Raw genomic sequence first — 26,293 nt, forward strand, 5'->3', positions numbered from 1 at the left:
TTCATCCGCATTGGGTGAATCAGCTCCTCTTCTTGATTAGAAGAACGAGCGTTGTACTTTATGCCAGAACGAGTTGGTCCGTAGTTTTACGGTTTTAATGACTTGGTCCGAGAGCTCGATATCAATCCGATCAGTATACTTCAAGCTGAGCGCCTCATTGTCCATCCCGATGATTGGGTAGTCGTTACCATCTTCTACGATACGAAGTGACAACTTGCGCGAATCGTGGACGATAAAGGACGAACCGAGCGTGCGGTAGCGATTGTTGTTGACCGAGGCGATCTCACTCACCTGCATGCATGGGATGAGTGGGTCGACGACTGCACCGCTCAGCGATTTGTTATAGGCAGTCGAACCGGTCGGTGTCGACACGACCATTCCGTCCCCACGGAATGTCTCAAAATGTAAATCGTCAATATACACCTCGATGGCGAGAGACTTGATGATACTGGATTTAATCGAAGCTTCGTTCAAACAGAGCAGCGATGTCGACTCGTTGATGGATGCGGAAAGAAGCGGATACTTCCGTACTTCAAGACCTTCTTCGATTCGACTCGAGTTGTCCGAGAAAAGACGATCGACTTCATCGAGTTTATGTATATCGAAATCACAGTAAAACTCGTTCAGTCCACGTCCGAACCCGACGTAAATCGCATCCTGACGAAAACCGGTGTAGCGAACAGCCTGTAAGAATGCCCCGTCCCCGCCGATTGCGGCGATGATGTTTGCGTCCTCGGGTTGATTCACGATGTTGAATCCATGTTTTTCCCCGATTTCTTTTAGTTTCTTCACTTCTTTCGTGAATTCGTTGACGTTTCGATGGTACAAATAGACGTTGTTTCTCATCTGAGTCATCCCCTTTGTCAATGGTGTCCCCCTCATTATAACGTGTTTCTTCCGAGCGATATAGGGAAAACTGAAACAGAGTCAAAAGCAAGAAGTTTGTCAAAGGATCAAGTTCATCGATATGATGAAATGGAAACTACGAAAAGGGGATGAGTTTATGACGACATTTAAAGGGAACAATGTGACATTGCAAGGGAATCCAGTCAAAGTAGGAGACGAGGCGCCTGACTTTCGCGTCTTGACGACTGCGTTAGAGGAAGTGACGTTAGCGAGTTATCCGGGGAAGAAATTGGTCAGTGTCATCCCTTCGATTGACACAGGCGTATGTGACGCACAAACGCGTGAGTTCAATGAAAAGGCGTCATCACTCGGTGGGACCGTATTGACAGTATCAAACGACCTACCATTCGCGCAGCGCCGCTGGTGTTCGGCGTCTGGTCTAGACAATGTGGTCACACTTTCGGACCACCGCGACCTCTCATTCGCGAAAGCGTATGGCGTGTTGATTGAAGAGATGCGTCTTCTTGCACGCTCGGTGTTCGTCATCGATTCAAAAGGCGTCGTGCAGTATGTTCAATACATGGATGAAATGACAGACGAAGTCGATTTCGGGGCGGCGCTCGATGCATTCAAACAAGCAGAGTGATTCGTTTGGCGAAATGGATGAAAATAGCTTACACTAGTACGTGAACCGACCGGTCCTCTTATGGGGGGCCGGTTTTGTATGGAAAGGATGAACGAAAATGGAACGTTTTGAACAACTGTATCGTGATTGGAAGAAAGAAGCGAAAAAACTCGTCAGTGATTTGGACGTGTTACCGATCGAGGCGCTCGTCCAAGTCTTTGATCATGTCGACATTAAAAACGAGAAGACAGACGATGTGCGTAAAGCCGTCAGTTTACTTGTCCTAGAAGAAACGACGCAACTCCCTCCGAACAATCAACCGACACCGGATGCGGTCAGCCTCTTCATGGGTTACTTGGCTACAAAGCTGCTTGAGGAAAATGCGACGATTCTTGACCTTGGGAGCGGGACAGGTACGTTGACGCACGCCATTCTCTCTCAGTTAAAACATGCGACGGCGCAAGCGGTCGAAGTGGATGATTTATTACTTCGTCTTTCCTATTCCGTAAGTAATTTACTTGAGGAGCCGGTATCATACTTCCACCAAGACGCCATCGCTCCTCTCTTCGTTGAGCCGAGCGATCTTTCCGTTGCCGACTTGCCAATCGGATATTATCCGAATGACGAAGTCGCGGCCGGATACGAGATGAAACGAGATGAAGGGTACGCCTATTCGCATTTCCTCATGATGGAACAGGCGATTCGTCATACGAAACCAGGGGGACATGGGTTGTTTGTCATCCCGAACAATTTGTTTGAACAGGATGATGAAGGGAAATTAAAACAGTGGATGGACCGTGAAGCCGTTGTGAAAGGCGTCATCCAACTCCCGACGACGATGTTCAAAGACGAGCGTTATGCGAAGAGCTTGTTGCTCCTTCAAAAGTTAGGGGAGGACGTCAGCCGTCCAAAACAAGCCTTATTTGTGGAACTTCCTTCGTTCACAGATGTAAGAGCGGTAGCAAATGTGGTGAAACAGATTGATGACTGGTTTAAAACAACATAAAAATAATGGACAAAACACTTGAAAAAGTTATGTGAAATCAAGTATCTTCAATATGATACAGTTATCGTTTTTACGTTAAACAGATAAATATGCGTTGAAAATGAAAGATAAGAGGTGTATGACATGACAAAAATTATGGCAGTCAATGCTGGTAGTTCATCGCTCAAGTTCCAGTTGCTCGAGATGCCTTCGGAAGAGTTGCTCGCAGTTGGACTCGTGGAGCGTGTAGGGAAAGAAGATGCAATTTTTACGATTAAATACGGAGAAGGACAGAAGTTCAACGTAGTCACTCCGCTTCACACGCACAAAGAAGCAGTTGAATTGGCATTGGAGAAGTTGATTGAACTCGACATCATTCAATCGTTCGATGAAATTTCTGGAGTGGGACACCGTGTGTTGCACGGAAAAGAGCTATATGCGGATTCGGTCGTGATCGACGATGAAGTCATGAAGAACATCGAATCGTTCACAGAGCTTGGACCACTTCACATCCCGCCAAACTTGACTGGGATTCGCGCGTTCCAAGCAATCTTGCCGAACGTTCAACAAGTTGCGGTGTTCGATACAGCATTCCACCAGTCCATGCCTGAAGAGAACTTCTTATACAGTCTTCCGTATGAATACTATACGGAGCATGGTGTCCGTAAGTATGGCTTCCACGGGACGAGCCACAAGTACGTCACGCAGCGTGCGGCAGAACTTCTCGGTCGTCCACTCGAAGATTTGCGATTGATCTCATGTCACCTCGGTAGCGGTGCATCGATTGCAGCGGTCGCAGGTGGTCGTTCAATCGATACAACGATGGGCTTCACGCCACTTGAAGGAATCACGATGGGAACACGCTCAGGTTCACTCGACCCTGCCCTCATCCCGTTCTTGATGCAAAAAACAGGGAAGTCTGCTGAGGACGTATTGAACGTCATGAATAAAGAGTCTGGTGTTTACGGTCTCTCTGGTATCTCGAGTGACTTGCGTGACATCGAGCAAGCGGCTGCAGAAGGAAACCATCGTGCAGAAGTCTCGCTCAAAATCTTCTCAAACCGGATTCACGGTTACATCGGTCAATATGCGGCTGAAATGAATGGTGTCGACGCCATCCTCTTCACAGCAGGTGTCGGTGAGAACTCGGATGTCATCCGTGAGCGGATCCTTCGCGGTCTCGAGTTCATGGGTGTCTATTGGGACCCTTCACTCAACAATGGTGCTCGCGGAAAAGAGTTGTTCATCAACTACCCACACTCACCAGTTAAAGTAATCATCATCCCGACAAACGAAGAATTGGTCATTGCGCGTGACACGGTTCGCATCGCAAACCTTGTCGAAGAACACGCTTGATGAGACGACCCCACGTTATGACGTAACGTGGGTTTTTTTTGAGCCTTTTTTACTAGCGGAAAGAGAATTGAATAGGACAAATGGTTTGGCGGTTGTAATATAAGGCGAGCTTTTCATATCGTTTTGTAACGTTCGCGTCATGATTGGACCATATATTGGATGTAAATTTATATAAATATCTCTTTTTCGTTTCGGTATGTCAAAGAATGTTGAAAAAGCGGTCAAAATGACATCTGTCTGTAACGTACGTGTCATTCAAATGAACAGGAAGTGTAACGGCACGAGTGGATATTTCGTCATATAGTTATCTGGACGAAATATTTATTGGAATGCTGCAAGAGCACCTGTTATAGAAGTGACGCCATCGAACGAAGACAAACTGACGAAGAGAGGACGAAACACGTATGTTGAAAAAAATCATGACGCTATTACTTCTCGCCATCGCTGTATTTGCCTTTGCCTTACCATCTCCACAAGTGGATGCGGCTACAAAAAAAGTGTATGTAGCAACAAAATCAGGTTCAAAGATGATTTATTCAGAGGGAAGATCAAGTGCACGGGTAATTGGGAAGATGACAGCGAGTGATCGTCTTCAACGTACAGGTTCTCGAGGTGCTTGGATTCGTGTGAACTATAAAGGGAAGGCCGGGTGGGTCCCGACAAAGAACTTGCGTACCGTGAGTGCTCCAAAACCGCTCCAACCAGCAAGCGTCAAAACGTATACGATGAACGCATCGGCGTATACACCGTATTGCAAAGGATGCTCTGGTAAGACGGCACTCGGCTGGAACGTTCGTACTCAAAAACGCAACGTCGTCGCGGTGGACCCGCGAGTTATTCCACTCGGAACTAAAGTGCAAGTATACGTAGGGAACAAGTTGTTAGGTACCTACACGGCAGCTGACACAGGCGGTGCCATTAAGGGAAATAAAATCGACATTTTAATGTATTCACATAGTGCGGCGATTCAGTTTGGTCGTCAAACCGTTACAGTCAAGGTGTTGTAATGCATAAGAAAGGGTCTTGCGATTGCGCAAGACCCTTTTTGATGGAACGGTGATTATTGACGGACGATGAGGACGTCACATTTCGCATAGCGGACGATGCTCTCAGAAACGCTTCCGATAAAGAAACGTTCCACGGCGTTCAAACCGGTCGCACCACAAATAATAAGATCAATATCATGATTAGGCGCGATTTTTTTTGCAATCGTCACTTTAGGAGAACCGTACTCAATGACAGTCTCCACTTCTTTTACACCGCGTTCTTTCGCGCGATTCACATAGTCTTCAAGCAACTCTTTGGCATATGTCTCAGCACGCTCGGTGATTGTCCGATCATACGCTTCGACAGTTGCAAACGTACGTGTATCAATCACGTGACCGACGTACAGCTTCCCTTCGTTACGAATCGCGACATCGATTGCTGTTTCGAATGCACGTTCCGCCTCTTTAGAGCCGTCAACGGCAGATAAGATATGTTTGTATACAATTGCCATGTAAATCCCAACCTTTCGCTCGAAATGTACGTTCGGCTTACATATATAGTATACCACTTCTTACAGTTTTCACGCTTTTCCATCATGAAAATGAATAATTTTTTTCATGACGATGTTCACGACATGTCCAAGTTTGGATTTCATAGATAAGAACGAGTAAAATGAGGAGGGAGGAGGTAGGTCGATGAAACATGCAATGATTACATCCGGTGCGAAGGGGATTGGTCGTATCGTGACGGAACGTCTGTTGCAAGATGGGTGGCACGTCAGCATCTTGCAGCGTAACCCGATCGATTGGGAACATGAACGGATACATATGATTGAGTCAGGACTGAATGACCGTGGACAATTGCTTGCGGCGTATGAGGAAGCGGTCGAGCGATTTGGTGAGCCGGACGCATTAATTTTGAATGCAGGTCCTTATATCTTTGAACGAAAGCCACTCGTTGAGTTAACAGATGAAGAGTGGGATGAAGTGGTGACCGGTAACCTGTCGGCCTCATTTTGGCTGATGCGCCGTGCGATTCCATCGATGCGTTCGAATCGGTTCGGACGGATCGTCTCGTATGGGTTTCCTGAAAGTGGGACGGCACCTGGATGGGTTCATCGTTCCGCGTTCGCTGCTGCGAAGACCGCGCTCGTCAGTTTGACAAAATCGGTCGCGTTAGAAGAGGCCCCGTTCGGGATCACGGCAAATATGGTCAATCCAGGAAATATCGTCGGATCTCAAAAAGAGATGCGTATCGAGGAAGCTGGAGTAGATGAAGGGACTCCGGTCGGTCGACATGGGACGGGAGAAGATATCGCGCGTTTGATTTCTTTCTTATTACATGAAGATTCAGATATGGTCACAGGAGCTGTCATCGATGTGACGGGCGGGGTCAACGTCGTCCATCAGTACCGAAAGTGAAGAGCCGGGCATCGATATTCAAAGATGTTGAATCCTTTAGACGACGTCGCGCATGAATGACTGGACAAACTGCTGTCTATGGGAGTGCGACTCGATGACACATACGCTTTAGGAACATGACACAGTTTGCAGTCCTTCATTTTCTACATGATAAAAAGTGCGGTCCAACGTGATAGGCTCTCAAAAGGAACTTATCAACATGGACCGCACTTTTTTTAGTTTATTTCCTGAAGTGTCTTCGGATAGCTCGTCAATGTAATCGGACCGCTCTCCGTCATGACGAGGTCATCTTCGATACGAACTCCGCCGACCCCTGGTAAATAAATTCCCGGTTCGACAGTGAACGTCATTCCAACTTCAGCCGTCATGTCATTATTTGCTGCCATCGATGGATGTTCATGCACCTCGATGCCGATCCCGTGACCGATTCGATGGGTGAAATATTCCCCATATCCAGCGGACGTGATGACTTGTCGTGCTGCGATGTCAATCGCACCGAGTGTCGTGCCGACACTCGCCATCTCAATCGCGGCCTCTTCTGCCTGTAAAACTGTTTCGTAAATCTCACGTTGTTTGCTATTCGCCTCACCGAAGACGACCGTCCGCGTGATATCTGAACAGTAACCTTGCCAGACGACACCGAGGTCGAACAAGGCGAAGTCTCCTTTTTTCAAGCGGTTGTTTCCAGGTACACCGTGTGGGTCGGCACTATTTTCGCCGAACAAAACGAGTGTATCGAATGACATTTCGCGAACCCCTTGCTGTTTCATCGCGTATTCGATGTCGGCGATGACCTCGAGCTCGGTCACGCCTTCACGGAGTGAGCGGATTCCGGCTTCGATTGCCATATCTGCCAGTTCGGCGGCGCGTTTCATCGTACGGACCTCATCGGGTGATTTGATCATACGTAACGTTTGGAGTTCGTCGGTCAAATCGATGATTGACAGACCGGCAAACCCGGCGCGAAGCTGTTCGACACGGTTGAATGTCAAATGCTCACCCTCAATCCCGATACGCTCAGGGACGATTTGATTGTCGAGAAACAGTTTGACGATTTTATCCCATGGGTTTTCATGGTCCATATACGTCACGATCTCACCTGACCATTCACTTGACTCGACAATCCCTCTTTCAAGAGTCGGACAAATGATGGCGGTCGTCCCGTTCTTGAGAACTAAGATGGCGATTAATCGTTCATGCGCCTCCGCGTATACCCCAGAGAAATAGAATACGGAAGCCTTTGATGTGACGAATGCCGCATCTAAGCCTTTTGTCGCTAGAGACTGTGCGATTTGATTAGTGCGTTGATTCAAAATGAATCCCTTCCCTTCTGTCACTTGCATTGTACCCATTCATTATAGCTGTTCAGAAAACAGAAAGGAAATGTTCTAATCTGATTGGTACAGTTTGAACAAGTTTGACTGATACAGTATACTAAGAATAGTTGAAAATGTATTGAGAGAAGGGACTCCGCATATGACCACAAAACATGAACAGATCATAGCACATATCGAGTCACTCGATGTTGGGTCAAAAATTTCGGTCCGTCAAATCGCAAAAGAGTTGGCTGTGTCAGAGGGGACGGCTTACCGGGCCATCAAAGAAGCTGAGAACCTAGGATTCGTTTCTACGATTGAACGCGTGGGGACGATTCGGATTAAGCGAAAACATAAAGAAAATATTGAAAAGCTCACCTTTGCTGAAGTCGTCAATATCGTGGATGGGCAAGTGTTAGGTGGAAGGAACGGTTTACACAAGACACTGTCGAAGTTTGTTATCGGTGCCATGAAACTCGAGGCGATGATGCGATATATCGACGTTGACTCACTCGTCATCATCGGGAACCGTGAAAAGGCGCATGAACTCGTCTTACAGTCAGGTGGGGCGGTGTTAATCACAGGAGGATTCGATACGACGGATGAAGTGAAACGGATGGCGGACAAGTATGACATGCCTGTCATTTCGACGTCATATGACAGCTTTACCGTTGCGACGATGATCAACCGCGCTATTTACGACCGATTGATTAAAAAAGAGATTTTACTCGTCTCGGACATCGTCATCCCGTTGCATGATACGTTTTATTTGAAGTCTGACGATACGGTGAAGCGTTGGCACGAACTGAATGAACGGACGAAACATAATCGTTACCCCGTCATCGACGAACAGATGAAGGTCGTCGGTGTGATTACGGCAAAAGATGTCATTGATAAATCACATGACTATGAGATTGAGAAGGTCATGACGAAGAGTCCGATCACGGTAGGTGTGCAGACGAGCGTGACTAACGCGGCGCATCAAATGGTCTGGGAAGGAATCGAGATGCTCCCTGTCGTCGACAACTACGGTCGCTTGCTCGGGATTATCAGTCGCCAAGATGTATTGAAGGCGTTACAACTGGCGAATCGTCAGCCGCAAGTCGGTGAAACGTTCGACAACATGATCACCAATCAGCTGAAAGAAGACCCCGCGTCGAACGGTACCGCGTTTACCGTCGAAGTCGCACCGCAGATGACGAGTCATATGGGAACCGCTTCATCCGGCGTATTGACGACTTTGTTAGTTGAAGGAGCGACGCGTAGTCTCCGGCACATGAAAAAAGGGGACCTCGTGGTTGAGAACATCACGGTATATTTCATGAAGCCGATCCAAATCGAAAGTCAGATTCGAGTGTCGGCCAATGTGTTCGATCTCGGACGGAAGTTCGGTAAGGTGGACGTGGAAATGACACAAGGGACACAACTCGTTGCCAAAGCACTCGTCACGGCACAGTTGATCGACCGATAAAAAAGAGCACCCGTCACATGAGTGACAGGTGCTCTTTTCCTCATGAAGAGGGTGTGTTCGTTGGTTCTTCCGCCGCAAGCGGATAGATTTTCCGGTAACGGATAAATCCGACGATTGCATTCCCTAGACCGACAATCAACATGACGATGCTCACAATCCAACCGACAGATGAATTGAGACCAAATCCGCCAACCATTTGGTTCGCGGCGAAGAGCGCGAGGAATAAACTTAACCAGATTAAAGCCTGTGTATTGAACAAAGCTTTACGGTTCGGTGTCTTTGTCAGAAAAGCACGGCGCTTGAAGATGAGATATGCTCCGAGCGCGAACAAAATGAGTCCAATCATGACAATTTGCAAGTGAAGGAACCCCTTTCTATCTCGTAATCTGTTATCATCATACCATAATAGTGTGTAGGAAAGTGAGGAATCATCATGACGCAATGGCAGGAAGCGGAGACGATCAAATCGGAGATTGAGGCGGCCGAGACCATTTTTATCCACCGACACGTCCGACCAGACCCCGATGCATTGGGGAGTCAGCTCGGTTTACAGCGCATCTTAAAGTCGGTTCATCCGGAAAAGAAAATCTATGTGGTCGGCGGCATGGTTCCTGACCTAGAGTTCTTAGGGAAAATGGAACACGTCGAGGAAGAGATGTATCGTGATGCGCTCGTCCTTATTTTAGACACGGCTAATCAGGAACGAATCGATGGAGCATATGCAACAAAAGGGAAGAAGATTATAAAAATTGATCACCATCCTGATGAAGACCCGTACGCCACGACACAGATTGTCGACACATCTGTCAGCTCGACGTCCGAGATGGTGGTGGAGCTCGCTGACCTTTGGGGATATCCGATCGACCAGGAGGCAGCCTTCTTACTTTATGCAGGCATCGTTGGCGACACAGGCCGTTTTCAGTTCCGGAACGCGACGGCACGGACGTTTGAGATTGCGGCATCGCTCATTGCAAAAGATATCGACACGAACCGATTGTATCGTCATATGTATAAGACGAACTTGGCGACGCTTCAACTACAAGGTTACGTGCTACAGAACGTCAATGTGACGGAAGAAGGGGTCGGCTATGTGAAGATTGACAAGGATGTGCTTCGGACGTTCCGCGCTTCCCCGGAAGCGGCGTCGCAACTCGTCAACAGCTTCTCTGGCCTAGAAGGTTTGAAATGTTGGGTCATGTTCGTGGAAAACAAAGAAGAGATTCGTGTTCGGATTCGTTCGAAAGGTCCTGTCATCAATGAAGTGGCCAAGCGATATCGGGGAGGCGGTCATCCGATGGCGGCCGGTGCCACGATTGATACGTGGGATGAGATGGATGACGTGCTTGCCGCATTGAATGAAGTGGCGGGAGGGTTCACGTTTGAAGAAAATGAAGAGAGCTGACCGCGGTCAGCTCTCTTCATTTGTCTCCATTTTCTTGCGGGATGAACCAAGTGCCGCGATCGGTCACGTCCTCGACGATGTCGAGTTGATACTCTGCGATGTACTTTCGAAGTCGATCGATGATTTCTGGACTGTCTGCAAACACCGTCTGACCATTTTGTAATTTTTCTAACTTATCGCGCGCAATTTGTCCCCGATTGATAATCATACGCTTTTGCCCCCTTTTGTCATGAGTTTTGTCTATAATTATTGTATCAGAGAAGTAGTGAATTGAGTTTGACAATTCTATAGAGGCGAGAGGAGGACGACGATGGTTCATTTAAATGTCAGAACGGCATACAGCTTACTACAAAGTACGATTCGACTGGAACAATATGTGATGCAGATGACCGAGCGTGGGAGTCGCTCCGTTGCGATCGCAGACGATGCCTTTCATGGCGTTCCGACGTTTTTAGCTTGCTGTAAACGATATGGGGTGAAGCCGCTCATCGGGCTGAGGACAGTCCTTCGCCTGGATGGTATAAACATATCGGTACTCGTTTATGCATCGAATGAGGCAGAGATTCAAGAGCAATATCGATTCATAAAAGCAGGGGGGATTGATCGGCGGATTACGATGCCGGTCATCATTCTACCTGAAAATTGGAAAGCGAATGACCCGGTTCATAGACGTCGTCTTTATCAGCAGCTGTTATCGTTTGTTGATGAAGAGAAGTTATGGCTCGGTCTTCCCACACCTCAAACGTCAGAGCATGTTCAAATGTTAAAGCAACTTCGCCACATGCGAGAGGAACTTGCCGTCCGATTGATTCCTGTACCCGAAACAAGATATATGCGGCCTGAAGATGTAGAAGGGTTTCGGGCGATCACTGCCATTCGGGAAGGGGAGGTCATGTCTGATGAGGATGTGCGACAAAAAGGCCTGCACGTCCGTCTGCCGAGCGAGATGAATGATTGGTTCACGACGGAAGAATTAGCTGAACTCGAACGATTCGAATCGTTAATCCAAATCGAACACCTCCCTGTTGCCAAAGGGGCCATCCCGGACATACACGATGCAAATCAAAAATTGAAACGACTCGTCGGTGAGCGGCTAAAGGCGATGGAACTCGCGAAGGAGCCATACTTAGAACGAGCGAAGTTTGAACTGGATGTCATCGAGAAGACCGGATTTTCTTCTTACTTTTTAATCGTGGAAGACATCGTACGATTTGCAAGAGAATCGGGGATCGAAGTGGGGCCAGGTCGTGGGTCGGCGGCAGGTTCTCTCGTCAGTTTTGCCCTTCATATCACTGAAGTCGACCCGGTCCGTTACGGCTTGTTGTTTGAACGATTTTTGAATCCTGAGCGCGTGTCGATGCCAGACATCGACCTCGACTTTGAAGACGAGCGTCGTGAAGAAGTGGTTTCATACGTGTTGTCAACGTATGGTCGGGACCATGCCGCACAAATTGGGACGCTCGCCACGTTTGGGGCGAAGGCGGCAATCCGAGATGTTGCGAGAGCGCTTGGTATGACACTAGAAGAAGGGCAGGCCGCGAGCAAACAAGTGAAGGCAGGTGGACTCGACGAGTTGGTGTCAAATCCGAAACAGATGAAGTGGTTCATCGGTAGCCAAAAACGTCAACAATTGTTACGGATTGCGAAACAGTTGGAAGGTCTCCCACGACTATCATCCATACACGCAGCTGGAGTCGTGCTCAGTCGCCAGCCGATCGAAGAAGTGACGCCTCTCCAACCTGATTTGGAAGAACAAGTGACCCAATATAATATGAAAGATTTGGAAGGGATCGGGCTGTTGAAAATCGATTTGCTCGGTTTACGGAATTTGAGCCGTCTGCGGAAGATGGAAGAGTTCATTCGTGAGAGCGATGCCATGTTCTCACTAAAAACCATTCCATTGAACGATCCCCGGACGTATCGACTTCTTGCCCGAGGAGAAACGGATGGCATCTTCCAGTTCGAATCAACAGGGATGAAGCAAGCACTTCGGCAGGTGAAACCGACCGGGTTTGAAGACGTTGTCGTGACGATGTCACTTTACCGTCCGGGACCGATGCAGTTCATCGAAACGTATGCGAAACGAAAACATGGCATGCCTTATCAACCAATCCATCCAGCCGTAGAGGAGGTCATGAAACCGACATACGGGGTACTCGTCTATCAAGAGCAAGTCATGAGACTACTCCGAAAACTCGGAGGTTACTCATACGCGGAAGCAGATTTGGTCAGACGAGCCATTGCAAAAAAAGATACCGATATGATTCAACGGGAACGAGAGCGATTTTTACGTGAAGCTGAAGAGGGAGATCGTGACATCCTCACTCAAATCTTCTCTTGGATCGAAAAATTTGCTGGGTACGGATTTAACCGTTCACACGCCGTTGCTTATAGTTTGATCAGCTACCGACTGGCGTATGTCAAAGCCCATTTCCCACGTATTTTTCATGTCGTGACCACGGAAAAGACGAGCGAACTCGTCAGACTGTTGCGAAAAGATCAAATACCTGTTTATCCTCCAGACGTATTACACGGTCACGCGGAATCGACGATTGAAGGACCTGGGATTCGACTCGGGTTAAAGGCGATTCAAGGACTGACAAAACGTGACGTCGAGCGTCTAGTCGAACTAAACGGACAATTGAAAGACGTCAGAAGTCTACAAGAGACGATGGGATGGAAAGATAAAGACCGGATGAAGTTACGTCGATTGCTCGGTGCAGGGGCGCTTGATCGAATGTATCATGGTGACCGAACTCGTGCCTTTGAAGCAGTCGAACGCTTAATGGAAGAGGCGAGTACGCACTTTTTGCCGGACGAGTTGACATCGCTTGGACTCAAACAGAAAAAAGTAAAAGAACCGAACTGGTCTGAAGAAGAGCGGGGGGCACTCGGCACATGGGTCGTGCACTCACCATTGACCTCGATTCCGAAAATAGGAATTGAGCCGTCCACGATTGAGGAGGCGATGGACGGAGTAGGTAGTTATCTTGTCGTCTATGTCGATGATGTGCGTACGTTTATGACGAAGAAACAAGAGCAGATGGGCGTCCTCATGATAGACGATGGGGTGGCACAGGGAGAGGTCGTCGTGTTCCCACGGACATTCGCTCAGTTCGGTCGTTCCCTTTATGTCGGGAATACTCTATTGCTTGAGGTTCATTCGAACGAGCGGAACGGGCGAAAACAATTGATTGCCGAACGGATTCGCCCATTACATGGACAGGCATTGTTCGTGAGACTTACGTTAGACCGTTTCCCAGAGCTAGAAGATTGGATTCAACGCGCGAAAGGGGATGTGCCGGTCATCTGTCGATTCACTGATTCGAAAGAAGTGAAGCAACTCGCATCCGCTCTCTCAATCAACCCGAATGAGGAGAATATTGTGGAGGCTAAGAAGAGATTTGGTGAAGAGAATGTCGTACTAAAACGGGTTGATCAAAAAATGGTTGATTCAGAAACTAGTACCAAGTCCTAAAAAGTGATATAATCGCACTAATTGGTCTGACCACTTTAGTCTGTTAGGTGATTCAATAAAAGGGAGTTGACGGTCAGATGCATGAAAAACACGCATCCTCATTTCACGGAAATATTTCCAAAATTAGAAAGTTAATCGTCCAATCGTCTTTAGTCCCAGGTGATCGGCTTCCGTCCGAACGAGAACTTGCTGAAACATTGTCGATCAGCCGGGCGTCTGTCCGAGAAGCGCTACGAGCGTTGAGCTTTTTGGGCATCGTCGAGACGAGACATGGTGGGGGTACGTTCTTGTGTGAACAGGACCGGCACCGCTACATCGAGATTTTGTCTGAATTTATTGTGACGAAGCAAACGAAGGCGACCGATATCATCGAAATGCTACGACTGTTAGAACGAATGGCGCTCACAGAGATAGAACCGACGAGCGAACGAGTAGCTCGACTAGAAACGATGATTGATGATGATCGCGCGTTTCGTCAACAGTTCATTTTTCAATTGAAAAATGAATTGTTCATACGGATTTGGAGCGAGGTCAACCGATTTTTTGATGGACTTGGTGTTGGAGACTTGTATACGTCCGAGGAACGAAAACGGTTCGTCGAGACGTGGCGTGGAATGTGGATGCCGGAATGAACGAGGGGGAAGCGATGACTGCTTTTTTCAAGAAACCGAAACGATATATGCCATTGCGTCAGAGAGAGCCAAAGATTGACGCACCACAAGGATTGATGACGAAATGTCCGTCATGTAAATATATGCATTATACAAAACAGTTGTATGAAAATCATAAAGTATGTGACTGTGGCTATCATTTCCCGCTTCAAGCGCAGGAACGGATTGAGATGCTTGTCGATAACGGGTCGTTCGAACGCTTTGCGGGACCGTCCGTCAAGGCGAATCCACTCAATTTTCCTGACTATGAGGAAAAGTTAGCAAAAGATCGCGAACGAACCGGAATTGAAGAGGCAGTCGTTTGCGGGAAGGCAATGATTGACGGACTCCCGCTTGTCGTCTGTGTGATGGATTCGAGATTCCGCATGGGGTCGATGGGCGCATACGTCGGCGAGGCGATTGCTTCCGCTGTCCGTAATGCCACATCACTCGGTCTGCCGGTCGTCCTATTCACGGCATCAGGTGGGGCACGGATGCAAGAAGGGATGGTCAGCTTAATGCAGATGGCGAACACATCCATCGCTTTAAAAGAACACGACGAAGCGGGTCTTCTTTATATCGCATATTTGACCCACCCGACGACGGGCGGTGTGTCAGCGAGTTTTGCCATGCTTGGTGACTTGAACGTCGCAGAACCGGGAGCACTCATCGGGTTCGCCGGACGTCGAATCATCGAACAAACAATTCGAGAAAAACTTCCGGAGAACTTCCAAACGGCTGAATTTTTACTTGAGTCTGGGCAGTTGGACGCAGTGATTCCTCGAGAGCAGATGCGTTCGTTCTTGAAAAAAATGATCGGATTACACGATGGGGGTGTTCATCATGTTTGACCCAATCAAAGAAGTGACCGAACAATTGAATAAACTGCGTGAGACAGCCGAGACAAAAGGGATCGATTTATCTCGTGAGATTCGTCATCTCGAGTTAAAGCTTGACCGATTAGAAAAAGATATTTATGGGAATATGAAACCGTGGGATCGCGTCCAATTGGCGCGGAACCCAAAACGGCCGACAACACTTGATTATATTCATCATCTATTCCCTGACTTCATGGAACTCCATGGAGACCGACATGGATATGATGACGCAGCCATCGTCTCTGGACTTGCGACATTTGAAGGTGTACCGGTGACGATTATCGGACATCAACGTGGTCGGAACACGAAAGAAAACATGAAACGAAACTTCGGGATGCCCCATCCGGAAGGATACCGAAAAGCGTTGCGTTTCATGAAGCAGGCGGAGAAGTTCAATCGTCCGATCTTGACATTCATTGATACGAAAGGGGCTTATCCCGGTAAGGCCGCTGAAGAAAGAGGCCAAAGTGAAGCCATTGCGAGGAACTTGTTTGAGATGGCGACGCTAAAAGTTCCGATTGTGTCCGTCGTCATCGGAGAGGGCGGGTCCGGTGGTGCACTCGGGATCGGCGTTTGCGACCGTTTATTGATGCTTGAGAATAGCACGTATTCGGTCATCTCGCCAGAAGGGGCAGCTGCACTGTTATGGAAAGACGCGAAGCAAGCGGAACGAGCGGCAGAAACGATGAAGATCACGGCACATGATTTGCTCAATCTAGGCATTGTCGATGAGGTGGTAGGAGAAGTGTATGGGGGTGCGCACGTTGATGTGTCACTACAGTCGTCACTCTTGAAGCCTGTCTTATTACAGCACATGCACGAGTTGCTCGCACTGACGACCTCTCAGCTGATTCAAGGACGTGCGACTAAATATCATCAAATTGGCACAATTGGCCACTGAAAACGGTAACAATGGCTGTGAATATAGCTTCTTTCATTCATCAAGTGACCGTTTGATGAGATACCCTATGCATTTTTTTCACATACTTGTGTTGTAAAACAAAGGTCAGACATGGTATTTTATTTTCAGATTTCGTTAAAACACATAAGAGGTGAGTGACGTGAATTTAAAACGTATTGCGGTATTGACAAGCGGAGGAGATGCTCCTGGAATGAACGCTGCTGTACGCTCTGTGACCCGAAAAGCGATTTTCGAAGGTCTTGAAGTGTACGGTGTGTACAACGGATACCAAGGATTAATCGAAGGTGATTTGATTGAATTAAACCTTGGATCGGTTGGCGACATCATTCAACGTGGAGGTACTTTCCTTCGCTCTGCACGCTGTCCTGAATTCCGAACGGAAGAAGGCCGTGCAAAAGCAGTAGAACAACTGAAGAAATTTAACATTGATGCCCTCGTGGTCATCGGTGGAGATGGCTCTTATCGCGGAGCTCAAAAATTGACGGAGCTTGGATTCCCGACAATCGGTCTCCCAGGGACGATTGATAATGATATCCCGGGAACAGATGCGACAATCGGTTTTGACACAGCGCTCAACACTGCGCTTGATGCGATTGACAAAATTCGTGACACGGCATCATCCCATGAACGTACGTATGTGATTGAAGTAATGGGTCGCGATGCTGGAGATATCGCGCTCTATTCTGGTCTTGCTGGTGGTGCCGAGTCAATTCTCGTACCAGAGCGTCCAGAAGAACTGAACGCGATCGTTGAACGAATCAACCACGGGATTGCCCGCGGTAAAAAACACTCAATCGTCATTGTTGCCGAAGGTGCAGGCAGTGCAGAAGAAATTGGCAAACTGATTGCCGAGAAAACAAACTCGGAAACACGCGTCACGATTCTTGGACACATTCAACGTGGTGGTTCCCCAACTGCTGCTGACCGCGTACTTGCGAGTCGTATGGGTGCATATGCTGTCGAAATCCTTCTTGAAGGAAAAGCGGGTCGAGTAGTTGGAATCCGCAACAACCAGATGATGGATCTTGATATTGATGAAGCGCTCGATCATAACAAGCACACGATCGACATGCGATTGATCGACCTCGTTAACCAGTTGTCGATTTAAACGAATGACGTTTAGAGACGACACTCGTTAAGAGAACCCCGTTTTCTATTTGCAAGTTGCACTATATCCCCTAGGAGGTTTTTATATTATGCGTAGAACGAAAATTGTATGTACGATTGGACCCGCTTCAGAGAAGCGTCTTCCTGAAATGATTGAAGCTGGAATGAACGTGGCTCGCCTTAACTTCTCACACGGTGACTATGAAGAGCATGGTGCACGTATCCGTGATATCCGTGAAGCCGCATCGGCAGCTGGAAAAGTTGTCACAGTTCTTCTTGACACGAAAGGTCCAGAAATCCGTACGCATACGTTTGAAGACGGCAAAGCACTTCTTGAAAAAGGAAAAGAAGTCACAATCGTCTCGAGCGAAGAGATTGTCGGAACGAAAGATCGTTTCTCTGTCACGTATGAAGGACTTTACGATGATGTAGAAGTCGGTTCACACATCATGCTCGACGACGGTCTTATCGGACTCCGTGTCGTTGAAAAGCTTGAAAACCGTGACCTTCGTTGCGTCATCGAAAACGAAGGGATCATCAAGACGAAGAAAGGTGTAAACTTGCCAAACGTCAAGGTGAACCTTCCTGCCCTCACGGACAAAGATATCTCGGACATCGAGTTCGGAATCTCTCAAGACATTGACGTCATTGCAGCATCATTCGTACGTCGTGCGTCTGACGTCGTTGAAATTCGTCAACTTCTTGAAAAGCACAACGCGTCACACATCAAGATTTACCCGAAAATCGAGAACCAAGAAGGTGTGGATAACATCGAAGAAATCTTGGCAATCTCTGACGGCTTGATGGTTGCTCGTGGTGACCTCGGTATCGAAATCCCGACAGAAGAAGTGACACCAGTTCAAAAAGAACTCATCAAGAAGTGTAACGACCTCGGGAAGCCGGTCATCACAGCGACGCAAATGCTTGATTCAATGCAACGTAACCCGCGTCCAACACGTGCGGAAGCATCGGACGTAGCGAACGCAATCTTGGACGGAACAGATGCAGTCATGCTTTCTGGTGAAACAGCTGCAGGGGATTACCCAATCGAATCGGTTCAAATGCAAGCTGCAATCGCAGAGCGTACAGAACGCATGCTCGACTACAAAAACTTGTTGAAAGATCGTCAGAAACGCAGTGAGCACACAGTGACGGATGCAATCTCTCAAGCGGTTGCCCACACAGCGATCAACTTGAATGCAAAAGCAATCTTGACGCCGACACAATCAGGTTACACGGCTGCTCGTACGGCAAAATACCGTCCTGAGGCGAACATCATCGCGGTCACTGAGTCTGAGCGCGTAGCACGTCAATTGAACCTCGTTTGGGGCGTGTACCCGATCGTTGCTGAGACGATGCCGAACAACACGGATGAGATGTTGGTTCAAGCATCAGAAGCGGCTCGTCACGCTGGATTCGTCACTGACGGTGACCTCGTTGTCATCTCGGCTGGTATTCCTGCAGCGACAGCTGGTACGACGAACATGATGAAAGTCCACATCGTCGGTCACGCTCTCGCAGACGGACGCGGAATCGGTGAGCGTGGTGTCGTCGGTGAAGTCGTTGTCGCGAAAAATGCGGATGAAGCAAACGCAAAAGCGAAAGACGGCATGATCCTCGTCGCACCATTCACAGATAAAGAAATGATGCCTGCTATCGAAAAAGCGGCTGGAATCATCACAGAAGATGGCGGATTGACAAGCCACGCTGGAATCGTCGGTCCATCACTTCGCAAGCCAGTCATCGTAGGTGTCGATGCAGCGACGACATCGCTCCGTGACGGTCAAATGATCTCAATCGACCCACTTACAGGGAAAATCTACAACGCATAATTGAACGACAATCGAACCGGCCTTCTACAAAGGTCGGTTCTTTTTCCATTCATAGAAAGGAATCATGATGAGTGCTTATCTCTTTTTAATCTTATTGGTGCTAATCGGTGTCATCGCACAAAATCAATCAATCATCATCGCAAGCAGTGCTTTACTCATCATTAAAGCACTTGGATTTGGTGATCAACTATTTCCTACGCTCGCATCAAAAGGGATCAATTGGGGCGTGACGATCATTACCATTGCGGTCCTCGTCCCAATCGCGACCGGCGATATCGGATTTAAAGAATTGTGGAATAGTATTCGTGGGCCAGTCGGCATCATCGCGTTCGGCTCTGGAATCTTCGTTGCATTAGTTGCTGCTCAAGGTGTCCAATTGATGCGCGTCGACCCGGTCGTGACGACGGCGCTTCTCGCAGGAACGATTCTAGCGGTCGGATTCATGAAAGGAATCCCGGTCGGACCGCTAATCGGAGCCGGAATTGCGGCCCTGATTTTAAGTGGATACCATGTCATTGAAAAGTGGTTTTGATATTTTCTGACAACTGAAGCCGCTTACATTTCTTTTTTGCAATAAATTGTTTATACTATATAAAGGACAGGGTAAACGGAGACTGGGCGAATGCAGGGGAGCAGCCCGTCCCGTATCCTTATTCCCTACAAACAGACTGTATTTACGGTCGACCACTTTCAAACAAGACTGAGGGGGAGTTATGAATGTCAACAACAAAAGGGTTAGAAGGTATTGTGGCAGCAGCCTCAAAAGTCAGCTCCATTATTGACGGACAATTGACTTATGGAGGATACACCATTGACGATTTAGCGGATCATGCCACATTTGAAGAAGTCGTCTTCTTATTGTGGAATGACCGTTTACCAAGTGCAGATGAATTGACAGCGTTATCAGAGTCACTCGTAAAAGAAGCGACATTGCCTGATGAGGTGATCGATACGTTAGCTCGTGCGCCTAAAACTGCCAATCCAATGGCAACGGTTCGTACAGCACTCTCACAGCTTGCTTTATATGATGAAGAGTCTGAAGACATGAGTGATGAGGCGAACATGCGTAAAGCGATTCGTCTTCAAGCACAAGTCGCGACAATCGTGACGGCTTTCGCTCGCCTGCGTAAAGGTGAGCAACCCGTCGCTCCGAAGCAAGGTCTTTCCTATGCCGCGAACTTTTTATACATGTTGAACGCAGAAGAGCCGAGCGATGTTGCGGAAAAGACGATTGATAAAGCACTTATTTTACACGCAGACCACGAGTTGAACGCCTCAACATTCACGGCCCGTGTGTGTGTAGCGACGCTGTCTGATATTTACTCTGGCGTTACCGCGGCTATGGGTGCCCTTAAAGGACCTCTACACGGTGGTGCGAATGAGGCGGTCATGAAGATGCTTCATGAGATTGATTCTGTCGACCGTGTCGAAGAATACGTTCGTGGCAAATTCGAGCGCAAAGAGAAAATTATGGGCTTCGGACACCGTGTCTACAAAGATGGTGACCCACGTGCGAAACACTTGAAAGAAATGAGCCGCCAGTTGACGGCTCAAATCGGCGAACCGAAATGGTATGAGATGTCTGAAAAGATTGACCACCTCGTCGAAACTGAAAAAGGATTGAAACCGAACGTCGATTTCTATTCGGCCTCGACGTATTATGCACTCGGCCTTGAAGAAGATCTATTCACACCAATCTTCGCCGTGTCACGTATGTCTGGTTGGATCGCACACATCCTTGAGCAGTACGCGGACAACCGTTTGATTCGTCCACGTGCAGAATACGTCGGTGAGACGAGCCGTAAGTATGTTCCTGTGAACGAACGGTAATTTGGGACACATTTTAGACAAAAGTTTGGTAAACTAACAAGTGACGTAGGTCGGCGCACGCGTCGACCTACAGTAATGTACTTAGGGGGATTCATTATGTTGACACAAGGACAAAAGATTACAGTTGAGAACGGTGTATTGAACGTACCAAACGTACCGACCGTACCATTCATTATCGGTGATGGAACAGGTCCTGACATTTGGAATGCGGCTGTTCGTGTATTTGACGCTGCAGTTGAAAAAGCATACGGCGGCGACAAGAAAATCGAATGGATGGAAGTGTACGCAGGGGAAAAAGCGTACAACGAAAAAGGCGAATGGCTCCCGACCGAGACACTCGACCAAATTCGCGAGTATTTGATTGCCATCAAAGGACCGCTTACGACACCGGTCGGTGGTGGAATTCGTTCATTGAACGTCGCGCTTCGTCAAGAGCTCGACTTATATACATGCCTTCGCCCAGTTCGTTACTTTACAGGTGTCCCATCACCGGTAAAACGTCCTGAAGATACAGACATGGTCATCTTCCGTGAAAATACAGAAGATATCTACGCTGGAATCGAGTACGCGTCAGGAAGCGACGAAGTGAAAAAACTCATTAAGTTCTTGCAAGATGAAATGAACGTGAATAAAATCCGTTTCCCAGAGACGTCAGGAATCGGCATCAAGCCTGTTTCTTCTGAAGGGACAGGGCGCCTCGTACGCGCTGCAATCGAATATGCGATTGCGAACGATCGTAAGTCAGTCACGCTCGTCCACAAAGGAAACATCATGAAGTTCACAGAGGGTGCCTTCAAAAATTGGGGTTATGAGCTCGCAGAAGCGGAGTACGGTGACAAAGTCTTCACATGGGCACAATATGACCGCATCAAAGAAGAATCAGGTGAAGCGGCTGCGAACGAGGCACAATCAAAAGCAGAGGCTGAAGGGAAAATCATCGTGAAAGATTCCATTGCTGACATCTTCCTCCAGCAAATTTTGACACGCCCACGTGAGTTCGATGTCGTGGCGACGATGAACTTGAACGGGGACTACATCTCGGATGCCCTTGCTGCCCAAGTAGGCGGAATCGGGATCGCGCCTGGTGCGAACATCAACTACATCACAGGACATGCAATCTTCGAAGCGACTCATGGTACGGCGCCGAAATATGCGGGTCTCGATAAAGTGAATCCATCTTCTGTCATCCTTTCTGGTGAGATGATGCTTCGCCACATGAACTGGAATGAAGCGGCTGACCTCATCATCAACTCGATGGAGAAGACGATTGCATCGAAAGTTGTCACCTACGACTTCGCTCGTCTCATGGACGGTGCGACAGAAGTAAAATGCTCTGAATTCGCAGACGAATTGATTAAAAACATGTAAGTCAATCGAGGAGGAGAGCTCATGATTCGTCGTAACAAAATTTCTGTAATTGGCAGTGGCTTCACCGGTGCAACGACTGCACTGTATCTAGCTCAGCGAGAGCTAGGAGATGTCGTCTTACTCGATATGGAAGAAAAAGTTGGACCGACGAAAGGGAAAGCGCTCGACATGCAAGAAACGGCTCCGATTCAAGGGTTTGATGCGTGGGTCACGGGTACGTCGGACTACGCCGATACGGCTGATTCAGATGTGGTTGTGATTACCGCGGGAATCGCCCGCAAGCCGGGGATGAGCCGGGATGACCTCGTCGCGACGAACGCAAACGTCATGCGCTCGGTCGTGAAAGAGATTGCCCGCTACTCTCCAGAAGCCATTTTGATCGTACTGACGAATCCGGTGGACGCCATGACGTATGCTGCGTTCAAAGAATCAGGTTTCCCGAAAGAGCGCGTCATCGGTCAGTCTGGAGTATTGGATACGGCTCGTTTCCGAACGTTTGTGGCACAAGAGCTGAACGTTTCCGTCAAAGACGTATCCGGATTCGTTCTCGGGGGCCACGGAGACGATATGGTTCCACTCGTTCGCTATTCTTACGCCGGCGGTATCCCGCTCGAGAAACTCATCTCACATGAACGGATCGAGCAAATCGTCGAACGAACGCGAAAAGGTGGTGGCGAGATCGTTCAACTACTGGGTGACGGCTCGGCGTATTATGCGCCAGCCGCTGCCATCGTGGAGATGGTCGAGGCGATCTTGAAAGATCAGCGTCGAATCTTGCCAGCCATTGCATTCCTTGAAGGGGAGTACGGGTTCCATGATTTGTATCTCGGTGTCCCGACGATTCTTGGTAAACACGGAATTGAGCAAGTGCTCGAGCTCGACTTGACGGATGAAGAAAAAGCCGCGCTATCGAAGTCTGCTGACTCTGTCCGCTCGGTATTGAGCGTCTTATAAGTTGGAGGTGCTTCCTGTACAGTTGCAGGAAGCACTTTTTTCGTCTTCTTTCTTGTCGAGGATGCTACACTTAAAGTGGATTTGTGTTGTTTTTGTAAAGATTTGCTTTGGGGTTGGTCGGATCAAGCTTTGATTTGTAAAATAGAGAGTGACATTTGATGGATTAAGAGGAGGAAGCAGTGTGGCTGATAAAGTAATTGTAGTCGACGATGAAGTGTCGATTGCGACATTATTAAAATTTAACTTGGAACAAGCTGGCTTTGAGGTCGAGACGGCACATGATGGGAAAACCGGATTGGAACTGGCTGAAAAAAAGGATGCCGTACTCATCGTGCTCGATTTGATGCTCCCAGAAATGGATGGACTTGAAGTATGTAAACGACTCCGTCAACAAAAAGTGAATACACCGATTTTAATGCTGACGGCTAAAGATGATGAGTTTGACAAAGTATTGGGACTTGAACTCGGCGCGGACGATTATTTGACGAAGCCGTTCAGTCCACGTGAGGTGGTCGCGCGTGTCAAAGCGATTCTCAGACGTTCAGCCCCACAAGAATCTGCAATTGAAGAGGATGTCATTCAAATCGGGGATGTCAAAATCGTCGCCTCGAATTATGAAGTATTCAAGCAAGGGGAGCGACTCGAATTGACACCGAAGGAATTTGAGCTGTTAGCCTATTTGGCAAAAAATAAAGGGCGAGTGTTAACGCGGGACCAACTGCTGTCGGCGATTTGGAATTATGACTTTGTCGGTGACACGAGAATCGTTGACGTCCACATCAGTCACCTTCGCGAAAAAATTGAACCGGTGACAAAAAAACCGACGTATATTAAGACGATTCGTGGACTTGGCTATAAGATGGAGGAGCCGACTCCGGAATGAAGACGTATCGTTCTAGGTTCATGACGACACTCATTTTCCTCGTCACAGGCGTTTTGCTCACACTCGGGATTGTGCTCGGACAGCTGTTCAAAGATTTTTATCTAGATTCAGAACGAGACCGATTGAAAGAAGATGCACAATTAGCTGCTATCTATCTTGAAGATGGAGAACTAGATGAGATTCGAGAGTATGTCGGTCAAATTGACGACGGGAGTAGCTTCGACATCCTTCTTCTCAACAGTAGGATGGAAGTCATTGCGGGTACGCCGTTTCGCGTCGGTTCGATTGACTACCAATTCGATTCGGATTTAGTGCCGGATGAAGGAACGTTTAGTGAAATAGAAAATGAAGATTTGATTCAATTCACAAAACCGATTGAACTTGCTACCGGAGGCACGGTCTATCTGACATTTATTCGTTACGTATCTGACTTAGAAGGTGTCTATAACCGTATTTGGTTGACGATCACATTCGCACTCTTTTTCTCATTCTTCATCATCCTATTTGTTTTACAACATTTGACGAATCAGTTCATTCGCCCGATTGATGAAGCGACAATCGTATTGCGGGAACTAGCAGACGGAAACTATCGGGCCCGAGTGTATGAACTGAGGAATGATGAGGAGACCGGTAGCCTCGCAGGTTCGATCAACGTGCTCGCGCGGAATTTAGAGTCCATCTCCCTTGGAGAATCAGTTCAGCGGGCAAGGCTTGAGTCGCTCATTGAATATATGGGAGCGGGTCTTCTGCTCGTCGACGAGCGAGGGATCGTCACGTTGGTCAACCGTTCTTATCGAGAAATGTTCCAATACGATGATTTATCGATTGGGCAATTTTATCATGGCATATTACCGAGTCCCGATGTGGAAACACTCATCGAGGACGTCTATTTGACAGAAGAAGTGCATCGGCGCCAACTATCGATCCGGACCGGCTTTAATCAAAAGACGTATATGGTGTCTGCCGCCCCGATTTTCAGTGATACGGGGATGCTCCGTGGGACGACACTTCTATTTAACGACATCACGGAACTGAAGCGACTCGAACAGATGCGAAAAGATTTTGTGGCCAACGTCAGTCACGAGCTGAAGACGCCACTCACATCCATACGTGGATTTAGCGAGACGCTTCTCGACGGGGCGAAAGAAGTGCCGGAACTCCGTGACCAGTTTTTAGACATCATTCAAAAAGAGGCGACACGAATGCAGATGCTCGTCGAAGACCTCCTTGAACTGTCAAGATTGGAGCGCGACGACTTTCAGATGGACCTTGTGTCGGTCGATTTGAATCAACTCGTCGACGAGGTATGTCTCTTGCTCAGCCAAAAGGCGAACGAGAAGTCGATCCATTTAGAGGCACAACATCAAGGAACCGTCATCTTACAGGCTGATTTGAATCGGATGAAACAAGTGATCATGAATTTGGTCGCCAACGCCATCAATTATTCACCAGAGGAAAGTCGTGTCGAGATATCAGTTGAATCGAAGCGAGACGCATACGTCCTTCGGGTCAAAGATAACGGAATCGGGATTGCCGAAAAAGAAGTGAGTCGCATCTTTGAGCGGTTCTACCGAGTCGATAAGGCGAGAAGCCGCAACTCGGGTGGGACCGGGCTCGGGCTCGCCATCGTGAAACACATCATCGATTTGCATCACGCAACGATTGACGTTGAGAGTGAAGAAGGCAAAGGAACGACGTTCACGATTGTTTTCCCGAGGGTTTGAGGAACGTTCCTATGTTGAGAGTTACAAGTGACGAAGTGTTGAAAGATGGGTAAATGGTTCATTCCTCTTCACTTTACAAAACCTTGCTGTTCCATTCATATTTACTTTACAAAACCTTGCTATTCTATGAATGAGACCTCTTCATCATCTCGTGACTCGGTCAGTGCTCATCTCCACTCGATCGAGAAATTGGCCCTTTTCTATTCGTAGAAAAGGGCCTTTTTTTTCGAACGCATGTACCCGTATGGTATGATGAAT

The 26,293-nt window shown here is 47.9% G+C and carries 24 protein-coding genes; 19 read left to right on the top strand and 5 right to left on the bottom strand.

Annotation, left to right across the window (positions count from 1 at the left end; genetic code table 11):
* Nucleotides 1-36 precede the first annotated feature (36 nt).
* Nucleotides 37-855 carry an NAD kinase gene (locus tag KNP00_RS03835; RefSeq protein ID WP_215142773.1) on the bottom strand — a complete coding sequence of 273 codons (819 nt, stop codon included), beginning with the start codon at nucleotides 853-855 and terminating at the stop codon, nucleotides 37-39.
* Between the two features lie 148 nt (nucleotides 856-1,003).
* Between KNP00_RS03835 and tpx the strand changes: the two genes are divergently transcribed.
* From tpx to KNP00_RS03855, 4 genes are all read left to right on the top strand, one after another.
* A complete protein-coding gene (tpx, locus tag KNP00_RS03840; protein WP_215142440.1) occupies nucleotides 1,004-1,492 on the top strand; it encodes a thiol peroxidase in 489 nt (162 codons plus the stop codon).
* 97 nt (nucleotides 1,493-1,589) lie between these two features.
* Nucleotides 1,590-2,477, top strand: coding sequence for a class I SAM-dependent methyltransferase (locus KNP00_RS03845; protein ID WP_215142442.1), 888 nt, complete (start codon nucleotides 1,590-1,592; stop codon nucleotides 2,475-2,477).
* Between the two features lie 123 nt (nucleotides 2,478-2,600).
* A complete protein-coding gene (locus KNP00_RS03850) occupies nucleotides 2,601-3,812 on the top strand; it encodes an acetate kinase (protein WP_215142444.1) in 1,212 nt (403 codons plus the stop codon).
* A gap of 404 nt (nucleotides 3,813-4,216) precedes the next feature.
* Nucleotides 4,217-4,819: a 3D domain-containing protein gene (locus KNP00_RS03855; RefSeq protein ID WP_215142446.1), complete on the top strand. Its 603-nt coding sequence runs from the start codon at nucleotides 4,217-4,219 to the stop codon at nucleotides 4,817-4,819.
* Nucleotides 4,820-4,872: 53 nt separating this feature from the next.
* Here KNP00_RS03855 and KNP00_RS03860 read toward each other — a convergent pair whose 3' ends face one another.
* Nucleotides 4,873-5,310, bottom strand: coding sequence for a universal stress protein (locus KNP00_RS03860; RefSeq protein ID WP_012726732.1), 438 nt, complete (start codon nucleotides 5,308-5,310; stop codon nucleotides 4,873-4,875).
* A gap of 184 nt (nucleotides 5,311-5,494) precedes the next feature.
* Between KNP00_RS03860 and KNP00_RS03865 the strand changes: the two genes are divergently transcribed.
* Nucleotides 5,495-6,220 (top strand): SDR family oxidoreductase, encoded by a 726-nt coding sequence (locus tag KNP00_RS03865; RefSeq protein WP_215142447.1) that lies wholly within the window; start codon nucleotides 5,495-5,497, stop codon nucleotides 6,218-6,220.
* Between the two features lie 215 nt (nucleotides 6,221-6,435).
* Here the strand turns inward: KNP00_RS03865 and KNP00_RS03870 are convergent, their stop codons facing one another.
* Nucleotides 6,436-7,533: a M24 family metallopeptidase gene (locus KNP00_RS03870; RefSeq protein ID WP_215142449.1), complete on the bottom strand. Its 1,098-nt coding sequence runs from the start codon at nucleotides 7,531-7,533 to the stop codon at nucleotides 6,436-6,438.
* A gap of 163 nt (nucleotides 7,534-7,696) precedes the next feature.
* On the opposite strand from KNP00_RS03870, the gene KNP00_RS03875 reads away from it, so the two are divergent.
* On the top strand, nucleotides 7,697-9,007 hold the full coding sequence (locus KNP00_RS03875) for a DRTGG domain-containing protein (RefSeq protein WP_215142451.1): 1,311 nt from the start codon (nucleotides 7,697-7,699) through the stop codon (nucleotides 9,005-9,007).
* Between the two features lie 40 nt (nucleotides 9,008-9,047).
* Here the strand turns inward: KNP00_RS03875 and KNP00_RS03880 are convergent, their stop codons facing one another.
* Nucleotides 9,048-9,365: a YtpI family protein gene (locus tag KNP00_RS03880; RefSeq protein ID WP_240542700.1), complete on the bottom strand. Its 318-nt coding sequence runs from the start codon at nucleotides 9,363-9,365 to the stop codon at nucleotides 9,048-9,050.
* A gap of 75 nt (nucleotides 9,366-9,440) precedes the next feature.
* Between KNP00_RS03880 and KNP00_RS03885 the strand changes: the two genes are divergently transcribed.
* Nucleotides 9,441-10,409, top strand: a complete 969-nt coding sequence (locus KNP00_RS03885) for a DHH family phosphoesterase (RefSeq protein ID WP_215142453.1) — start codon at nucleotides 9,441-9,443, stop codon at nucleotides 10,407-10,409.
* 16 nt (nucleotides 10,410-10,425) lie between these two features.
* Here the strand turns inward: KNP00_RS03885 and KNP00_RS03890 are convergent, their stop codons facing one another.
* Nucleotides 10,426-10,617, bottom strand: a complete 192-nt coding sequence (locus KNP00_RS03890; RefSeq protein ID WP_215142455.1) for a YtzJ family protein — start codon at nucleotides 10,615-10,617, stop codon at nucleotides 10,426-10,428.
* Nucleotides 10,618-10,719: 102 nt separating this feature from the next.
* Between KNP00_RS03890 and dnaE the strand changes: the two genes are divergently transcribed.
* The 12 genes from dnaE to pnpS all read left to right on the top strand — a co-directional run bounded on the left by dnaE (nucleotide 10,720) and on the right by pnpS (nucleotide 26,035).
* On the top strand, nucleotides 10,720-13,887 hold the full coding sequence (gene dnaE, locus KNP00_RS03895; protein ID WP_215142457.1) for a DNA polymerase III subunit alpha: 3,168 nt from the start codon (nucleotides 10,720-10,722) through the stop codon (nucleotides 13,885-13,887).
* 77 nt (nucleotides 13,888-13,964) lie between these two features.
* Nucleotides 13,965-14,519, top strand: coding sequence for a FadR/GntR family transcriptional regulator (locus KNP00_RS03900; RefSeq protein WP_215142459.1), 555 nt, complete (start codon nucleotides 13,965-13,967; stop codon nucleotides 14,517-14,519).
* A gap of 14 nt (nucleotides 14,520-14,533) precedes the next feature.
* Nucleotides 14,534-15,388, top strand: a complete 855-nt coding sequence (accD, locus tag KNP00_RS03905; protein ID WP_215142461.1) for an acetyl-CoA carboxylase, carboxyltransferase subunit beta — start codon at nucleotides 14,534-14,536, stop codon at nucleotides 15,386-15,388.
* Nucleotides 15,381-16,316, top strand: coding sequence for an acetyl-CoA carboxylase carboxyltransferase subunit alpha (locus KNP00_RS03910; protein WP_215142463.1), 936 nt, complete (start codon nucleotides 15,381-15,383; stop codon nucleotides 16,314-16,316). Before accD ends, KNP00_RS03910 begins: the two co-directional genes overlap by 8 nt.
* A gap of 160 nt (nucleotides 16,317-16,476) precedes the next feature.
* The gene (gene pfkA / locus KNP00_RS03915; protein WP_215142465.1) at nucleotides 16,477-17,445 is read left to right on the top strand and encodes a 6-phosphofructokinase; all 969 of its coding nucleotides are present in this window, start codon (nucleotides 16,477-16,479) and stop codon (nucleotides 17,443-17,445) included.
* 88 nt (nucleotides 17,446-17,533) lie between these two features.
* The gene (pyk, locus tag KNP00_RS03920; RefSeq protein ID WP_215142467.1) at nucleotides 17,534-19,276 is read left to right on the top strand and encodes a pyruvate kinase; all 1,743 of its coding nucleotides are present in this window, start codon (nucleotides 17,534-17,536) and stop codon (nucleotides 19,274-19,276) included.
* 61 nt (nucleotides 19,277-19,337) lie between these two features.
* Complete coding sequence (locus KNP00_RS03925) at nucleotides 19,338-19,808, top strand: DUF441 domain-containing protein (protein ID WP_338082257.1); 471 nt, start codon at nucleotides 19,338-19,340, stop codon at nucleotides 19,806-19,808.
* A 185-nt stretch (nucleotides 19,809-19,993) separates the two neighbouring features.
* On the top strand, nucleotides 19,994-21,106 hold the full coding sequence (gene citZ / locus KNP00_RS03930) for a citrate synthase (RefSeq protein ID WP_215142470.1): 1,113 nt from the start codon (nucleotides 19,994-19,996) through the stop codon (nucleotides 21,104-21,106).
* Nucleotides 21,107-21,205: 99 nt separating this feature from the next.
* Nucleotides 21,206-22,474 (top strand): NADP-dependent isocitrate dehydrogenase, encoded by a 1,269-nt coding sequence (icd, locus tag KNP00_RS03935; protein ID WP_215142777.1) that lies wholly within the window; start codon nucleotides 21,206-21,208, stop codon nucleotides 22,472-22,474.
* Between the two features lie 21 nt (nucleotides 22,475-22,495).
* Nucleotides 22,496-23,428: a malate dehydrogenase gene (gene mdh, locus KNP00_RS03940; RefSeq protein WP_215142471.1), complete on the top strand. Its 933-nt coding sequence runs from the start codon at nucleotides 22,496-22,498 to the stop codon at nucleotides 23,426-23,428.
* Between the two features lie 181 nt (nucleotides 23,429-23,609).
* Nucleotides 23,610-24,311 carry a response regulator transcription factor gene (locus KNP00_RS03945; protein ID WP_215142472.1) on the top strand — a complete coding sequence of 234 codons (702 nt, stop codon included), beginning with the start codon at nucleotides 23,610-23,612 and terminating at the stop codon, nucleotides 24,309-24,311.
* Nucleotides 24,308-26,035 (top strand): two-component system histidine kinase PnpS, encoded by a 1,728-nt coding sequence (pnpS, locus tag KNP00_RS03950; RefSeq protein WP_215142473.1) that lies wholly within the window; start codon nucleotides 24,308-24,310, stop codon nucleotides 26,033-26,035. The genes KNP00_RS03945 and pnpS overlap by 4 nt, the downstream gene beginning before the upstream one ends.
* Nucleotides 26,036-26,293 lie beyond the last annotated feature (258 nt).

Source organism: Exiguobacterium qingdaonense (assembly GCF_018617855.1).
In the GTDB taxonomy this organism is placed as follows: Bacteria; Bacillota; Bacilli; order Exiguobacteriales; family Exiguobacteriaceae; genus Exiguobacterium; species Exiguobacterium qingdaonense.